Below are 15066 nucleotides of genomic sequence, written 5' to 3' on the forward strand. Positions count from 1 at the left end.
TAATAAACGGGTAAACGGAATAACACGCCGCTCAGGCAGTGTCGCCGGGCCTGATCCTGAACCAGATGGCATACATGGCCGGCAGGAACACCAACGTAAGCACAGTCCCGGCAAAGGTGCCGCCGATCAGCGTATAGGCCAGCGCGCCCCAGAACACCGACTGGGTCAGCGGAATAAAGGCCAGGATTGCCGCCAAGGCGGTCAGGATCACCGGCCGGGCACGCTGCACCGTGGCCTCGACCACCGCCCGGAACGGATTCAGCCCCTCCTGCTTGTTGTGCTCGATCTGCCCGATCAGGATCAGGGTGTTGCGCATCAGGATCCCCGCCAGAGCTATCAGGCCGACCAACGCATTGATGCCGAACGGCTGCTGGAACAGCAGCAGGGTGGGCACCACGCCGATCAGCCCCAGGGGCGCGGTCAGGAACACCATGGCCATGGCGGCATTCGAGCGCACCTGAAGGATGATAATGAGCAGGGTGAGCGCCACCATGATCGGGAACAGCGGCAGCATGGCGCCCATTGCCTTGCCCGATTCCTCGATGGAGCCGGCTTCTTCAATGCGGTAGCCGCCCGGCAGTTTGTCCATAATGGGCTGGAGCTGACGGGTGATGGCGGCAGACACATCCGGCGGCTGCAAATGGTCGGCGATGTCGCCGCGCACGGTAATGGTCGGCATGCGATCGCGCCGGCGCATGACCGGGTCCTCCATGCGCACCTCGACCTCGCCCACCTGCGACAGCGGGATGCGCTGGCCGTTGGCGCCGGCCAGCGTGAAGTCGCCGATCCTGGCCGGATCGAGCCGGACGTCGCCGGCCGAGCGGGCGGCGACCTGCACGGTGCGGATGTCCTCGCGCACGGTGGTGACCGGCACTCCGGTCAGCAGGAACTGCAGTTGCTGCGCCACGTCGCTGGAGGTTAGCCCCAGGGCCTGCAGCCGATCCTGCTGCAAGGTAAAGTGCAGCGTGGGCGTGCGCGTGCCCCAGTCGGCGTTGACCGTGCGCATCATCGGGCTGGCATCCAGGACCCGCTGCACCTCGGCGGCGATGTCGCGCAGTGTGTCCGGGTCCGGCCCGGTGACCCGATAGGCAACCGGAAACGGCGAGTAAGGGCCAAACACCAGTTGGGTGACGCGTACCTGTGCCTCGGGGGCCAGGCCATCGGCAATCGCCCGGCGCAACCGGTGTTTCAAGGCTTCTCGCGCCTCCTGGCTGTCGGTGCGGATCACTATTTTGGCGAACGAGGGATCGGGCATCTCCGGCCCCATCGCCAGGAAGAAGCGCGGCGCGCCCTGGCCGATGTAGGCGGTGACGATCCCGGCCTCCTCCTGTTCGGCCAGCCAGTCCTCCACCTTGGCCGTGGCGGCGCTGGTCTGCGCAATCGAAGAGCCATAGGGCATCTGCACCTCGACCAGCACCTCGGGGCGGTCGGAGATCGGGAAGAATTGCTTCTTGACCACGTCCATGCCGAGGATGGCCAGGACGAAGAGCCCCACCACCGAGCCGGCGACCAGCCACTTGCGGGCGATGACGCGCTCCAGCACCCGCCGCATCTGGTTGTAGCGCGGCGTGTCGTAGAGCGCGGCGTGGCCACCCTCGACTTTTTTGACGTTGGGCAGCAGTTTGACCCCCAGGTAGGGCGTGAACACCACGGCCACCACCCAGGACGCGATCAGGGCGATGCCGACGATCCAGAACATGTTGCTGGTGTATTCACCCGCGGTGGAGCGGGCAAAGCCGTTGGGCATAAAGCCGACCGCCGTGACCAGCGTGCCCGACAGCATCGGCGCGGCGGTATGGCTCCAGGCATAAGCGGCGGCGGCGGCGCGACTGAGCCCCTCTTCCATCTTCACCACCATCATTTCGATGGCAATGATGGCGTCGTCCACCAGCAGGCCCAGCGCCAGGATCAGGGAGCCCAGGGTGATGCGATCGAAGTTCTTGCCGGTGGCGAGCATCACCAGGAACACCACCGCCAGGGTCAGCGGCACGGCCGCGGCGACCACCAGGCCCGCGCGCCAACCCATGCTCAGAAAGCTCACCAGCATCACCACCAGCAGCGCGGCGAAAAACTTGAGCATGAACTCATCGACCGCGGCACTGATATTGACCGCCTGATCCGTGACCTTGGTCAGGCTCATGCCCAACGGCAGCTCGGCGTTGATCGCCGTGACTTCGGCATCCAGCGCCTTGCCCAGGTCGAGTCCGTTCCAGCCTTCGCGCATGATAATGCCCAGCAGCAGGGCTGGCTCACCGCCGTTGCGGACCAGAAAGGTCGCCGGATCTTCATAGCCGCGTTTGACGGTGGCGATGTCCGACAGCGTCAGGGTGTGGCCTTGCGCCACCACCGGCGTATCGCGGATCTGTTGCAATTCGTCGAAAGCGCCGTCCAGGCGGATAAACACCTGCGGCCCCCGGGTTTCCACCGAACCGGCCGGAGTCAGGGCATTCTGGTTGTTGAGCGCGGCAAACACCTGTTGCGGGCTGACGCCCAGGGTGGCCAGGCGCTCGTGGGAGAACTCCACATAAATGCGCTCGGATTGCTCGCCGATGATATTGACCTTCTTCACCCCCGCCACGTGCAGCAGCCGCTGGCGCAGCGTTTCCGCATCGCGTACCAGCAGGCGCTGCGGCTCGCCATTGGCCTTGAGCGCAAACAATGCAAAGGTGACGTCCGCGTATTCGTCGTTGACCATGGGCCCGATCACGCCTGCCGGCAGGTTGATGGACTCGTCGCCGACTTTCTTGCGGGCCTGGTAGAACTGCTCCTGAACTTGTGCAGGCGGGGTACTGTCGAGCAGGGTCAGGGTGGTAAAGGCCAGACCGGGCCGGGTATAGGTTTCGGTTCGATCATACCAGCGCAGCTCCTGCAGCCGTTTTTCGATCTTCTCGGCGACCTGGTCCTGCATTTCCTGAGCGGTCGCGCCGGGCCAGGCGGTCACTATGGTCATCACCTTGATGGTAAAGGCCGGGTCTTCCGCCCTCCCCAACTGGAAGAACGAAACAACGCCAGCCAATGAGATCAGGCAGATCAGGAACAGACTGATGGCGCGCTCGCGTACGGCGAGCGCCGACAGGTTGAAACGGCCCTCGCTCATGGCTGTACTCCTGCACTCGCAACGGCAGCGGCCTGGCCGGCCACCCGCACCTGTTCGCCTTCGCGCAGCAGGTGCGCGCCGAGCGCGACGATCCGGTCGCCGTCCTCGAGTTCGCCGGCGATGAGGGCGCCATCCTCATCCAGGCGCTGGACCCTGACCGGACGCCAGGAAACCCTTGCCGGCTCGCCCTCGATAACCCAGACTCCCGGCCCCTTGCCCGGGTCGAACAAGGCGCCGATCGGTACCTGCAGGCCATGCGGTACGGACGGATGTTCATCCGGGATCCGGATGGTGACGGTGGTGCCCAAGGGCGCGTCGGCCAGTTCACCCTCCAGCACATAGCGCGCCTCGAAGGTACGGGTCAGGCGGTCCGCCGTATCCGAGAGCTGCCTGAGTTGGGTCGGAACACTACGATTTTCTGCGCCGAAGAGCCTGGCCTGCCCGGTCGAGCCGACCGCGGGACGCAGGGTTTCCGGCAGTTGGACCACGGCTTCGCGCGGTCCGGCGTGGGCCAGGCGCACCACCACCTGGCCGGCGCCCACCACCTGGCCGGGTTCGACCAGCGTGTCCATGACCACACCATCGGCATCGGCCACCAGCTCCGCATAGCGGGTCGCGTTGAGGGCCACTTCGGCCTGGGCCTCGGCCGCCTTGAGTTGCGCCCTGGCGGCGTCCGCCGCCGCCTTGGCCTGGTCGTAGGCCGACGCCGATATGGCGCCGGTGCCACGGAGGTTGCGGTAGCGGGCTTCATCCTCGGCCGTTTGTTTCGCCAGGGCGCGCGCGGCGGCAACCGCTTCCTGCTGGGCATGGGCCGCAAGCTTCAGATCGACGGGGTCGATGCGCATCAGCGGCTGGCCGCGCCGGACGCTCTGCCCGGTATCCACCAGCCGCTCCAGCACCTTGCCGGAAACACGAAAACCCAGGTCGCTCTGGACCCGGGCGGCTACGGTCCCGGTGAAAGCGCGCGATACGGCGGTGGCCGGCTGGACGGCGGCGGCACGCACCAGTGGCGCTTCGATGCGCGGATCCGGCGGCGCTTTTTCGCCGCAGGCGGCCAGGGCAAGCGGTAATGCACAGATGGCGGTAGAAGAAATGAGACGGCGACGAAGCATGGGAGCCCCCTTGGTGAACCAATCAGGGCTCCCACTATGATACTAGTGACCAATTTAGTCAATAGTCACCAATCATCTCGCTGCATCATGGTGACAGGCTGCGCAGCACCAGGCCGGACAGCTGGGCCGGCGCATCGTCGGTATGATCGAAGCTGTGCTGCAGGAGCAGCGGGTTGAGGTAAGGCCGCATGACCAGGTAGATCGACATCGTGACTTCATCGAGGGGGGTCTTGCGCTCGAAATCCCCCGTCTGCCGCCCTGCCTGCAGTATGTCCTGCAGCAACTGCTGTATGCGTTCCTCATAGGCTCGCGCGGCCGGCCAGCGGTCGGTGGCCGCCGCAGCCGCGATTTCGTAGAGATTTCGATCCTGGAAAAACAGGCGCAGGCTCGCCTCGACGATGGCCTTGAACATCCGCCGCAGCTTCTCCGGCGGCCGTTCGGCCTCGTCGACGGCCGCCCTGACCTCGACTTCAAGCTCGCGCAGGCAGTTGGCACAAATCATCTCGCCGATGGCCTGCTTGGACGCGAAAAACTTGTAGATGTAGGCCTTGGAAAAGCCGATGGCCTTGGCGAGATCGGAGACGGTGGTCTTCTCGTAGCCATAGCGACGGAAGTGCTCGGTGGCGGCGGCCACGATCTGATCTCGCACGTCGTGCGTCATCGGGCCGCGGGCCGAAACGGGATAGGTGTTTGCTTTGCTCATGGTTTGGAGTTTACCGCCAGTGTTGAAGATTGACAACGAGTGACCAAGGTGTATTTTAGTCACAAAGCTCAGAGTCCACATCTTTTATTCCGGAACACATTATGCTGCCAAAACACCCCCTTGCCATGCTTATCGTTGCCGGCCTTGCTGCCGGTTGCACCCTCGGCCCCGATTACGTCAGGCCCGACACGACCATGCCGGAACGGTACCTGGGTCAGACGGCCGTGGCGCAACGGCACGCCGGTGCCAGCGCCGACATGCTGGCATGGTGGGCGGGTTTCGGCGATCCGCAACTGACCCGATTCGTGACGCTGGCGCTGGCGCAGAATCTCGATCTCGCGCAGGCGTCCGCCCGCGTCGCGCAGGCCCGCGCCGGACTCGGGGTGGCGAAGGCCGACTTGCTGCCTGCCGGCAACGTCAGCGGCCAGGCAGCCAGAGCCTATCAATCCGCCGAAACCCCCTTGGGGCAAGTCTTGAACTCGGCGCCCGATCCCGACCGCTACGGCAATGCTTTTGAGGTCAATCTCGGCGCGAGCTGGGAGCTGGATCTGTTCGGCGGCCTGCGTCGCGGGCGGGAGGCGGCCCTGGCCGAGTACCAGGCATCGGCAGCCGGCGTGGCCGCGACCCGGCTGGCGGTGGCGGCGCAGACCGCCGATATCTATCTCGGCATCCGCGGGCTGCAAACCCGCCTCGATGTCGCCAGCCGGCAGGTGCAAACGCAGCAGGAACTGCTGTCAACCATCAACCTGCTGTATGGCAAGGGGCTGGCCGCCGAACTTCAAGTCCGGCAGGTCGAAGGCGCACTTGCCCAGGTCCGGGCCAGGGTCCCGGCCCTCGAAGCGAGTTTGGACGCGGCCATGAACGCCCTGGACCTGATGCTGGGCACACCGCCCGGGACGCACCGGGCCGAGCTGGCGGATGTCCACCCCATTCCGGCGGCACCGGAGATCGCCGCCATGGGTACGCCGGGCGATCTGCTCAGGCGCCGGCCCGACCTGATCGTGGCCGAGCGGCGCCTGGCCGCGGCGAACGCCCGTATCGGCGGCGCCATCGCCGAGTATTACCCCAAGCTCTCCCTGAGCGGACTGATCGGCAGCGCGACCTCGGTGTCAGGCGGCAACCTGTTCACCGGCGATGCCAGCCAGGCCGCCGGCATACTGGGCCTGCGCTGGCGCCTGTTTGATTTCGGCCGCATCAACGCGCAGATCGACCAGGCCAGGGGCCGGGAAGCCGAATGGCTGGCCGCCTACCGCCTGGCCGTGCTGCAAGCCACCGAGGAGGTGGAAAGCGCCCTTTCGGCCCTGGTCAACCGGGAAGAGCAAGCCGCGCTACTCGCGCAAGGCGTGGATTCGCTCGGCCGCGCGCGGGAGGCCTCCTTTGCGGCATACCAGCAAGGCCTCGTCAGCCTGATTGAAGTCCTGCAAGCCGATGAAAACCTGCTGCGCGCCGCCGATGGACAGGCGCAGGCGCAAACCGGCGCCGCGCGCGCAGCGGTCGCCGCCTTCAAGGCGCTCGGTGGCGGTTGGCAACCCGATACGGAGCCGATGTGATGGCCGAGTCATCGTCGCTCCGGGCGCTCAACCCGCCAGCAGCGCATCCAGGCCGATGTTCTGCACGTCCAGGTGCGATGCCAGGGCCCGGACGATGAGTTCGTGGTCGTCCCGCGCCGGCAGGCCCGATACGGTGATCACCGCGACGACGCCGACGCCCCCTACCCGCACCGGGAAGCTGCCGCCATGGGCGGCGTAGTCCAGCGGATCCAGGCCCATGCCGGGCCCGACTTCCTTGCCTTTCGCCGCCAAGCGTTCGCCGCACAGCAGTGACGAACACTGCTTGCGCAACGCCATGTTGCCCTTGCGGCGTGCCCATTCATCGTTGTCCGGTGCCGAGCCCGGCAGCGCCGCAAAGTACAGCCGGCGGTTGGCGGTGCGGATATCGATCACCACCGGCGCCCTCTCCGCCGCCGCCAGTTCGCGCAGCGCGGTACCCAGCCGATAGGCTGTCTCTTCATCGAAGCCGCTGAATACCAGGGCCTGCTCCTGCTGTTCGAGCGCGCCGATCAGATTGGTCATGCTCATCTCTTCTCCCGGATTATTGGATAGTGGCAGCTTGCTCTTCATTAAATATCACGCCGATCGGCTTTCTCACTGCATCCATGGCCGTCCGCGTTGCGAGGTACGGCGAGATGCAAATACCCCAATTCAGGGCTTCAGCCGGTCCAGCCGCTTGTTGGCGGCGCTTTCATGGCGCTCCACCCTGCCGGTGTGCAGGTACTGGGAGGTGGTGTCTATGCTGTCGTGGCCGGCGTCGGCCTGCACATGGGACAGCGGCCGGCCGTTGTCGTTGATGTCATGGGTGATACCGGTGTGGCGGATGCTGTGCACCGTCAGGCTGCGCATCTCGGCGGCATCCTGCTCGAAGCCGTCCGCCCCGGCGGCCTCGGCGGCGGCGGCCATCAGCTCGTCGAGCAGCTCGCGCAGCTGGCGGATGCCGAGGTTGGCGTTGAGCAGGCCCTGCTCCCGCCCCCGCCCCGCGGCCCGGTGGCGCACGAACAGCGGCGTGTTGTCGTTGGGCGCCGGCAAGGGCGGCAGCTTGAGGTAAGTCCGGTAGCGTTGCAGCGCCGCCAGCAGTTCCCGGGACACCGCCACCGTGCGCCGCTTGCCGCCCTTGCTCACCGGGATGTGGAAGCTCCAGATCCCGGTTTTGCCGTCGCGGCGGAACTGGCTCATCACCGGCGAAAAGCCGGGCCGGGCCGCCACCTCGGAAATGCGCAGGTAGCAGCCGTACATCAGCGACACCAGGAACAGGGTGCGCTCGTGCCGCTCCGGCTGTTCCCCGGCCAGGCGCTCGGCGGTGCCCATCACGTAGGACCACTGCAGATCGCTGAATACCCGTACTTCCTCTTCTTCGCCCACGGGGCCGGCCGGTGTCGGGCCGGTGCCGAAGCGGCTGTGGCGCATCCACATCACCGCCGGGTTGCGCTCGGTCACCTCCTCGTTGATAAGATAGGCGTAAAAGGATGACAGCACCGCCAGCTTGGTCCTGAGCGCCTTGTCGCTCAGCCGGTACGGCTGTGGCACGCCATCCGTCCTCTTGCCGAGAAAGGGCCGCCACTGGGGATTGGGCCGGCGTTCGCCCCAGTCCTTGTCCAGCACGAACTGGGCCACGTTGCGGTAGGCTGTCAGGGCCGGCGGCGGCGCCAGGCAGTAGTCCACATAGCGTTGGATGCCGCGCCGGCCCAGGGCCACCGGCGACAGTTGCTCCACGTCGAAACACCAGTGCAGAAAGGTGGTCAGCTCGCTGCGGTAGGTCTTGTAGTTGTTCTCGCTGTAACGGTTTTCCAGCAGCCAGTCCATGGCGTGTTCGTAAAGAAAGGCGGCGTCCGCCACCCGGTTCAGGGTGACCTCGGCGATATGCTGGTTGACCAGGCTGTTGCCCTCTTCCAGGTGCTGGGGGGCGTCGAACAGCGGAATAACGGGAGGAAGCTCGGGCATGATGGCTTGGGGTGGTGTAACAACAGTGAAATAGTTTACCAAAACAAAAGGTTACCATATACCCATAAATCCGGCCTCCGCCCGACGGCCGATAAAGACCATCCCGGCCGCCAGCGGCTATAGTTGGTAGAGACAGGCTGGACCCGGATGCCGCCGCATCCGGCCCGGCGGCGTGATCCACCGCAACCAGGGCGATCCGGTGCAAGACGAAGACGACAGCCCCCAACCCGACGGCGCCCGCGCGCAACAACTGCTCGCGCTGGTCGACCAGACCCTGCGCGATCTGCAGCCGGAAGCCCCGGCGATGCCGCCCGCCCGGCTCGACAGTAGCCTGGACCGGGATCTGGCCCTCGACAGCCTGGCGCGGATGGAGCTGCTGCTGCGTATCGAGCAGGCCTTTGCGGTCGACCTGCCGGAAGACACCCTGCAGCGGGCCGACACGGTGCGGGATCTGCTGCTCGCCATCGAGGGGGCGCCAAGCGCCGAAGCGGCCCGGGTCAGCCGGCGCCGCCCCCTGGGCGACCTCTCCCGCCCGGCCCCGGTGGCGGACGAGCAGGGGCTGCTGGCCGCCACCACCCTGCCGGAGGTGCTCGACTGGCACGAGCGGGCCCATCCGCAACAGGTACAGAGCATCCTGGTCACCGACGAATCCGAGCAACGGCTCAGTTACGGCGAGCTGGCGGCCGGCAGCCGGGGGGTGGCGGCCGCCCTGCAGCAGGCCGGGGTCGAGCCGGGCCAGCGGGTGGCCATCATGCTGCCCACCTCCCTCGCCTACTTCCACTGCTACTTCGGCATCCTGAGGATGGGCGCCATCCCGGTACCCATCTATCCGCCGGCGCGGGCCTCCCAGCTCGAAGACCATGTGTTGCGCCATGCCGGCATCCTCGCCAACGCCGCCGTGGTGCTGATGATCACCGTGCCCGAGGCCATGGTGGTGGGCCGCCTGCTGCAGGCCCGGGTGAGCAGCCTGCGCCGGCTGGCCACCCCCGAGCAGCTGGTCGCGCCGGCGGACAGCCTGCGCCCGGTCGACATTCGCGGCGAGGACACCGCCTTTATCCAGTACACCTCGGGCAGCACCGGCAACCCCAAGGGGGTGGTGCTGAGCCACGCCAACCTGCTCGCCAACATCCGCGCCATGCAGGGGGTGCTGGCGGCCAGCCCGCGCGACGTCTTCGTCAGCTGGCTGCCGCTCTACCACGACATGGGGCTGATCGGCGCCTTTCTCGGCAGCCTCTATGTGGGCCTGCCCCTGGTGGTGATGTCGCCCCTCACCTTCCTGGCCAGGCCGGAGCGCTGGCTGTGGGCCATCCACCGCTATCGCGGCACCCTCTCGGCGGCCCCCAACTTCGCCTATGAACTCTGCCTCAAGCGCATCGAGCCGGCGGCGCTGGAGGGGCTCGATCTCGGCAGTTGGCGGCTGGCCTGCAACGGCGCCGAGGCGGTCAGCCCCGACACCCTGCGCCACTTTGCCGAGCGGTTCGCCCCCTATGGCCTCAAACCCGAAGCCATCACCCCCGTGTACGGCCTGGCCGAGGCGTCGGTCGGCCTGCTGTTTCCCCCGCTCGGGCGCGGCCCCTTGATCGACAATGTGCGGCGCGAACCCCTGGCACGGGAACACCGGGCCCTGCCCGCCGCCGAGGGGGACGAGAGCGCCCAGCGCTTCGTGTCCTGCGGGGCGCCCCTGCCCGGCCATGCCATCCGCATCGTCGACGAGGCCGGCCGGGAGGTAGGCGAGCGCATCGAGGGCCGGCTGGAGTTCAGGGGGCCCTCGGCCACCCGGGGCTACTTCCGCAATCCCGCGGCCACCGCCGATTTGTTCCACGATGGCTGGCTCGACACCGGCGATCGCGCCTATGTCGCCGCCGGCGAGGTCTACCTCACCGGGCGGGTGAAGGACATGATCATCCGCGGCGGCCGCAACCTCTATCCCCAGGAAATCGAGGAGGCGGTCGTCGCCGTGGAGGGGGTGCGCAAGGGCGGGGTGGCGGTGTTCGGCAGCCCGGATCCGGCCACCGGCACCGAGCGCCTGGTGGTGCTGGCCGAAACCCGACTGGCCGGTAGCGCCCTCGCCGCCCTGCATGGGGCAGTGGTAGATGCCGTGCTGAAGGTGCTGGGCGAGCCGCCCGACGAGGTGGTGCTGGCACCGCCCCGCACTGTGCTCAAGACCTCCAGCGGTAAGGTGCGCCGTGCCGCCTGCCGCAGCCGCTATCTGCAGGGGGACATCGGCCAGGTCGCGCCCACGGCCCGGGTACAACTGCTGCGCTTAGGGGTAGGCAGCGCTGTGCTCTGGTTGCGCCGCCTGGGCGGGAAACTGGTTCGTGCCGCCTTCGGCCTGCACGCCATGCTGATGCTCGGACTGCTGACTCCCCCTGTCTGGCTGGCGACCCTCGCCACCCCATCGCCCACCGCCGCCTGGCGCCTGGGCGGCTGGGCGGCCCGCTGGCTGCTGCGCCTGACCGGCATCCCCTTCAGGGTGGAAGGCGTGGATCGGCTGCCGGCGGGCCCCTGCGTGCTGGTGTGCAACCACGCCAGCTACCTGGATGGCCTCTTGCTGGTGGCGGCCCTGCCCCGGCCCTACGCCTTCGTCGCCAAACAGGAACTGCGCGACCAGCTCGTCGCGGGTAGCTACCTGAAGAAGCTGGGGGTGGCCTTCGTCGAGCGCTTCGAACTGCGGCGCAGCGTGGAGGACGCCAACCGCATGGCCGGGTTGGTCAAGGGCGGGCACCCGCTGCTGGTGTTCCCGGAGGGAACCTTCGTCGCCCGCCCGGGGCTGCTGCCCTTCCACCTGGGCGGTTTTCTCGCCGCCGCCGGCGCGGCCGTGCCGGTGGTACCGGTCGCCATCAGCGGCAGCCGGGCGGTGTTGCCCGCCGAACGCTGGTGGCCCCGGCACGGCGCCCTGGCGGTGACCATCGGCTCCCCCCTGCCGCCCCGACGAGAGGACGAAGAAGTGTTTGCGGCGGCGGTGCGGCTCCGGCAGGCGGCCCGTGCCTGGATCGCCCAGCAGTTGGCAACGACAGAGCAGGAGGAGGAATAAGGGAATAAAAAACGACCCGCCGGAGCGGGTCGGATGGTCAGTAGTAGATATCTTCCGGGTTGTGCACCTGGGGGTCGTCCAGAATATCATCCAGATCCACGTCGAACTCCCGCTCTTCCCCCTGGGCCTTCATATGCAAGCTATGGTGTTCGGCATCGATCGACATTATCCAACCCGGGCCTTTTCGGGTGGCACAGAGCATGCCGCTGTGCAGCCTTGACAGTTCCATGATGGTTACCTCCTCCGCTGTACCTCTCTTCTAAAGTATTAACCCTCTGGCCAATACCCCCAAGTCGGCGGGTCTACACTGGGAGTGACGCGACATCAAAGGGAGACAACATCATGAAGGCAATGGCCATTCCCCTGCTGCTGGGCGCCTCCGCCCAGGCCGCCGTGGTTACCGAAGAGGTGCGCTACCAGCTCGACGGCCAGTCCTACCTGGGCTACCTCGTCTACGACGACAGCCTGCCTGCGCCCCTGCCCGGGGTGCTGGTGGTGCACGAGTGGTGGGGCCACAACGACTATGTGCGCCAACGGGCCGACATGCTGGCCGAGCTGGGTTATGCCGCCCTGGCCCTGGACATGTACGGCGACGGCCGGAACACCGAACACCCGTCCGAGGCGGGCGAGTTCGCCAAGGCGTCCCTGGCCTCCCTGCCCCTGGCGGAGCGGCGCTTCAACGCCGCCCGGGACTGGCTGGCCGCCCACAAACGGGTCGATGACGGCCGTATCGCCGCCATCGGCTACTGCTACGGCGGCGGCGTGGTGCTGCACATGGCCCGCGCCGGCGCCGAGTTGAAGGCGGTGGCCAGCTTCCACGGCTCGCTCGCGCCGCTGGCGGATCCCCTGCCCGCCGGCAGCCCGGTGCGCATCGCCGTGTTCAACGGCGCCGCCGATCCCTTGGTGCCGGCGGAGCAGGTGGCCGCCTTCCGCCAGGAAATGGACGCCGCCGGCGCCGACTACCTGCTGGTGGACTACCCGGGCGCCCTGCACGCCTTTACCAACCCCAGGGCGGACAGCGTGGCCGCCGAGTTCAATATGCCGCTCGGCTACGACGCTCAGGCCGACAAGGACTCCTGGCTGCAGTTGCAGGCGTTTTTGCATGAAAGCCTGGAATAAGAAAAGCCGGCCCGATGGCCGGCTCAGCTTGATGACAAGGCTGTTGTCATGACCGCATAAGTCGGCCAAAGGGCCAACTCCGCCGACACGCTGCAAGCACATCCCTGTGACGCTCGGCACATGCCGTCCCTGGCATGTGACGGTCGGCGGAGCCGTTCCCTTCGTCCGCCTGTTTTTGCATGGGTGTTACCTGTCTGGGTAAGCCTGAAGGGCAGTCTTAGCCGGCCTGGCGGCCGGCACAGGGCGAGTAGCGGGATCTGCGTTCCCGCCGGCCCAGACGGTGCTATTTCTCCGGCGTGCGCGGATCCCAGAGCCCGCGCTCCAGCCCCTGCTCGTAGGCCATGCCGCCGGGGGCGCTCACCAGCTCCAGCTGCAGGCCCCAGGGCGCCAGGAAGTAGACCCAGGTCAGCCCCGCCGCCGGCCCCTCGGTGAAGGTGCTGGGCTCACCCAGCACCCGCACGCCCTGCTCTGTCAGGTAGGTCACGGCGGCGGCCATGTCGTCCACGTAAAACGCCAGGTGATGGCCGCCGATATCGCTGTTGCGCGGCCCGCGCCGGTTCTGATCCGGGGCGCTGTACTCGAACACCTCCAGGTTGGTGCCGTTGCCGCAGCGCACCATCTGGAAGTCGCGGATGCGGGCCCGCGGGTGCACGTTCAGGTGGCGCTCCATCCAGTCGTCCTCGGAGCTGAACTCGCCGAAGGTGAAGAAGGGCTCGCAGCCGAGCACCCGTTCGAAGAAGTCGACCGCCTGCTCCAGTCGGGGCACGGTAATGCCGATGTGCTGCAGTCCCTTCATGCCCGGCATGGGATCGGCGGCGGCCGGGAGGTGGGTGGCCAGGGCGGCCCCGATCAGGGTACCGGTCAGTCCTTGTTTGATCATTGTTGCTTCCTTTTTGGTCAAGGGCGGGATCAGAGTTCCCGCCGGCTCATGGCGTTGGCGATGTATTCGGCCTGGCGTACCGCCAGCGCGACTATGGTCAGGGTCGGGTTGGCGGCGGAGCTGGAGGTGAACTGGCTGCCGTCGGAGACGAAGAGGTTGCCCACGTCGTGGCTCTGGCCCCACTTGTTGACCACCCCGTCCCGCGCCTTGGCACTCATGCGGTTGGTGCCCATGTTGTGGCTGGCCGGATAGGGCGGCATGTCGACAACCCGGGTGGCCCCCACCGCCTCCGACACCTTGCGCCACTGGGCCAGGCCGTGGCGGCGCATGATGGCGTCGTTGGTGTGATCGGTCTTGGTGACCACGGGCACCGGCAGGCCGTACTGATCCTTTTCGCTGGCATGCAGGCTGATGCCGTTCTCCTCCTGGGGCATGTCCTCGCCACAGACCCATACGCAGCTCATGTGGTCGTACTGCTCCAGGGCCGAGGTCACTTCCCGGCCCCAGCCGCCCGGCTTCATAAAGGCGGCGGTAAAGGGCAGGTGCAGGGCCAGGCCTTCCAGGTGGTAGCCGCCGAGGAAGCCCCGCTCCGGCTTGAGCTCGGCCTCGTCCGAGATCACCGCGGCGATGTCGAAGCCCCGGTACATGCGCACCGGCCCCTTGTGGATGGCCACCGCCGCCGCCGTGGTGTGGGTCATGTAGTTGCGGCCCACCTGGCCGGAGGAATTGGCCAGGCCGTCGGGGAACAGGCTGGAGGCGGAGTTGAGCAGCAGCCGGGGCGATTCGATGGAATTGCCCGCCACGCACACCACCCGCGCCTTCTGCAACTGCAGCTTGCCGTCCTTGTCGGCGTAGAGCACGCCGCTGGCCTTGCCCTGGGCGTCGTGCTCGATGCGCAGCACCATGCTCTGGGGCCGCAGCTCGGCGAGCCCGGTCTTCAGTGCACGGGGGATCTCCGCATACAGGGTCGACCACTTGGCGCCTATCTTGCAGCCCTGCATGCAAAAGCCGATCTGCTGGCAGGCGGGACGACCGTCGTTGGGCCGGGTGTTGGAGGCCACCGGCCGGCTGATGTCCTTGTAGCCCACCTTGCGGGCGCCGGCGGCGATCACCTGGTAGTGGTTGTTGGGCGGCATCTCGGGCAGGCCGCTGGCCTTGGTGCCCGCCACCCCCATCTTGCGCTCGGCGATGTCGTAGTAGGGAGCCAGCTCGTCATAGCCGATGGGCCAGTCCAGCACATTGGCGCCCTTGACCTCGCCGTAGACGCTGCGGGTCTCGAAGTCGTGGGGCAAAAAGCGCAGGGCCAGGCCGGAGAAGTGCATGGTCGAGCCCCCCACTCCCTTCACTATCCAGGCCGGCAGGTTGGGGTAGGTTTCGGCGTGGTGCCAGCCGCCGGCGGAAATGCGCTTGTCCAGCCAGGAAATCTTGTGGAACATGGCCCATTCGTCGTTCTCGAAGTCGGCCTGGGTGTAGTGTTTGCCCGCTTCGAGGATCACCACCTTGACGCCTTTTTGGGTCAGTTCGTCGGCCAGGGTGCCGCCACCGGCGCCGGAGCCGATGATCACCACGACGCTGTCGTCGTCCAGTGAGAAGGTCGCGCTCATAATGCTCTCCTTGGGATGGTTGT

Annotated in this window: 11 protein-coding genes; 3 read left to right on the forward strand and 8 right to left on the reverse strand. The window is 67.1% G+C overall.

Annotated elements, in window-relative coordinates; genetic code table 11:
- Positions 1 to 31 precede the first annotated feature (31 nt).
- The 3 genes from JKV55_RS08075 to JKV55_RS08085 all read right to left on the reverse strand — a co-directional run bounded on the left by JKV55_RS08075 (position 32) and on the right by JKV55_RS08085 (position 4858).
- Positions 32 to 3097: an efflux RND transporter permease subunit gene (locus tag JKV55_RS08075; RefSeq protein WP_202083992.1), complete on the reverse strand. Its 3066-nt coding sequence runs from the start codon at positions 3095 to 3097 to the stop codon at positions 32 to 34.
- Entirely contained in the window at positions 3094 to 4209 is a 1116-nt protein-coding gene (locus JKV55_RS08080; RefSeq protein WP_202083994.1) for an efflux RND transporter periplasmic adaptor subunit, read from the reverse strand. Before JKV55_RS08080 ends, JKV55_RS08075 begins: the two co-directional genes overlap by 4 nt.
- Before the next feature lie 85 nt (positions 4210 to 4294).
- On the reverse strand, positions 4295 to 4858 hold the full coding sequence (locus JKV55_RS08085) for a TetR/AcrR family transcriptional regulator (protein WP_202083996.1): 564 nt from the start codon (positions 4856 to 4858) through the stop codon (positions 4295 to 4297).
- Between the two features lie 155 nt (positions 4859 to 5013).
- Between JKV55_RS08085 and JKV55_RS08090 the strand changes: the two genes are divergently transcribed.
- Positions 5014 to 6462, forward strand: coding sequence for an efflux transporter outer membrane subunit (locus tag JKV55_RS08090; protein WP_202083998.1), 1449 nt, complete (start codon positions 5014 to 5016; stop codon positions 6460 to 6462).
- 27 nt (positions 6463 to 6489) lie between these two features.
- On the opposite strand, the gene JKV55_RS08095 is transcribed toward JKV55_RS08090, so the two are convergent.
- The gene (locus tag JKV55_RS08095; RefSeq protein ID WP_202084000.1) at positions 6490 to 6990 is read right to left on the reverse strand and encodes a heme-degrading domain-containing protein; all 501 of its coding nucleotides are present in this window, start codon (positions 6988 to 6990) and stop codon (positions 6490 to 6492) included.
- Between the two features lie 123 nt (positions 6991 to 7113).
- The gene (locus tag JKV55_RS08100) at positions 7114 to 8406 is read right to left on the reverse strand and encodes a tyrosine-type recombinase/integrase (protein WP_202084002.1); all 1293 of its coding nucleotides are present in this window, start codon (positions 8404 to 8406) and stop codon (positions 7114 to 7116) included.
- 172 nt (positions 8407 to 8578) lie between these two features.
- On the opposite strand from JKV55_RS08100, the gene JKV55_RS08105 reads away from it, so the two are divergent.
- Entirely contained in the window at positions 8579 to 11440 is a 2862-nt protein-coding gene (locus JKV55_RS08105) for an AMP-binding protein (protein ID WP_202084004.1), read from the forward strand.
- A gap of 37 nt (positions 11441 to 11477) precedes the next feature.
- Here the strand turns inward: JKV55_RS08105 and JKV55_RS08110 are convergent, their stop codons facing one another.
- Complete coding sequence (locus JKV55_RS08110; protein ID WP_094038805.1) at positions 11478 to 11669, reverse strand: hypothetical protein; 192 nt, start codon at positions 11667 to 11669, stop codon at positions 11478 to 11480.
- A 113-nt stretch (positions 11670 to 11782) separates the two neighbouring features.
- Here JKV55_RS08110 and JKV55_RS08115 point away from each other — a divergent pair, with 113 nt between their 5' ends.
- The gene (locus JKV55_RS08115; protein WP_202084006.1) at positions 11783 to 12559 is read left to right on the forward strand and encodes a dienelactone hydrolase family protein; all 777 of its coding nucleotides are present in this window, start codon (positions 11783 to 11785) and stop codon (positions 12557 to 12559) included.
- Positions 12560 to 12842: 283 nt separating this feature from the next.
- Here JKV55_RS08115 and JKV55_RS08120 read toward each other — a convergent pair whose 3' ends face one another.
- Together JKV55_RS08120 and JKV55_RS08125 are read right to left on the reverse strand one after the other, a co-directional pair.
- Positions 12843 to 13439, reverse strand: a complete 597-nt coding sequence (locus JKV55_RS08120; RefSeq protein WP_202084008.1) for a VOC family protein — start codon at positions 13437 to 13439, stop codon at positions 12843 to 12845.
- Between the two features lie 29 nt (positions 13440 to 13468).
- Entirely contained in the window at positions 13469 to 15043 is a 1575-nt protein-coding gene (locus JKV55_RS08125) for a GMC family oxidoreductase (RefSeq protein WP_202084010.1), read from the reverse strand.
- Positions 15044 to 15066: the final 23 nt, after the last annotated feature.

Origin of the sequence: Zobellella iuensis, assembly GCF_016746085.1 — a bacterium.
Taxonomy (GTDB): domain Bacteria; phylum Pseudomonadota; class Gammaproteobacteria; order Enterobacterales; family Aeromonadaceae; genus Oceanimonas; species Oceanimonas iuensis.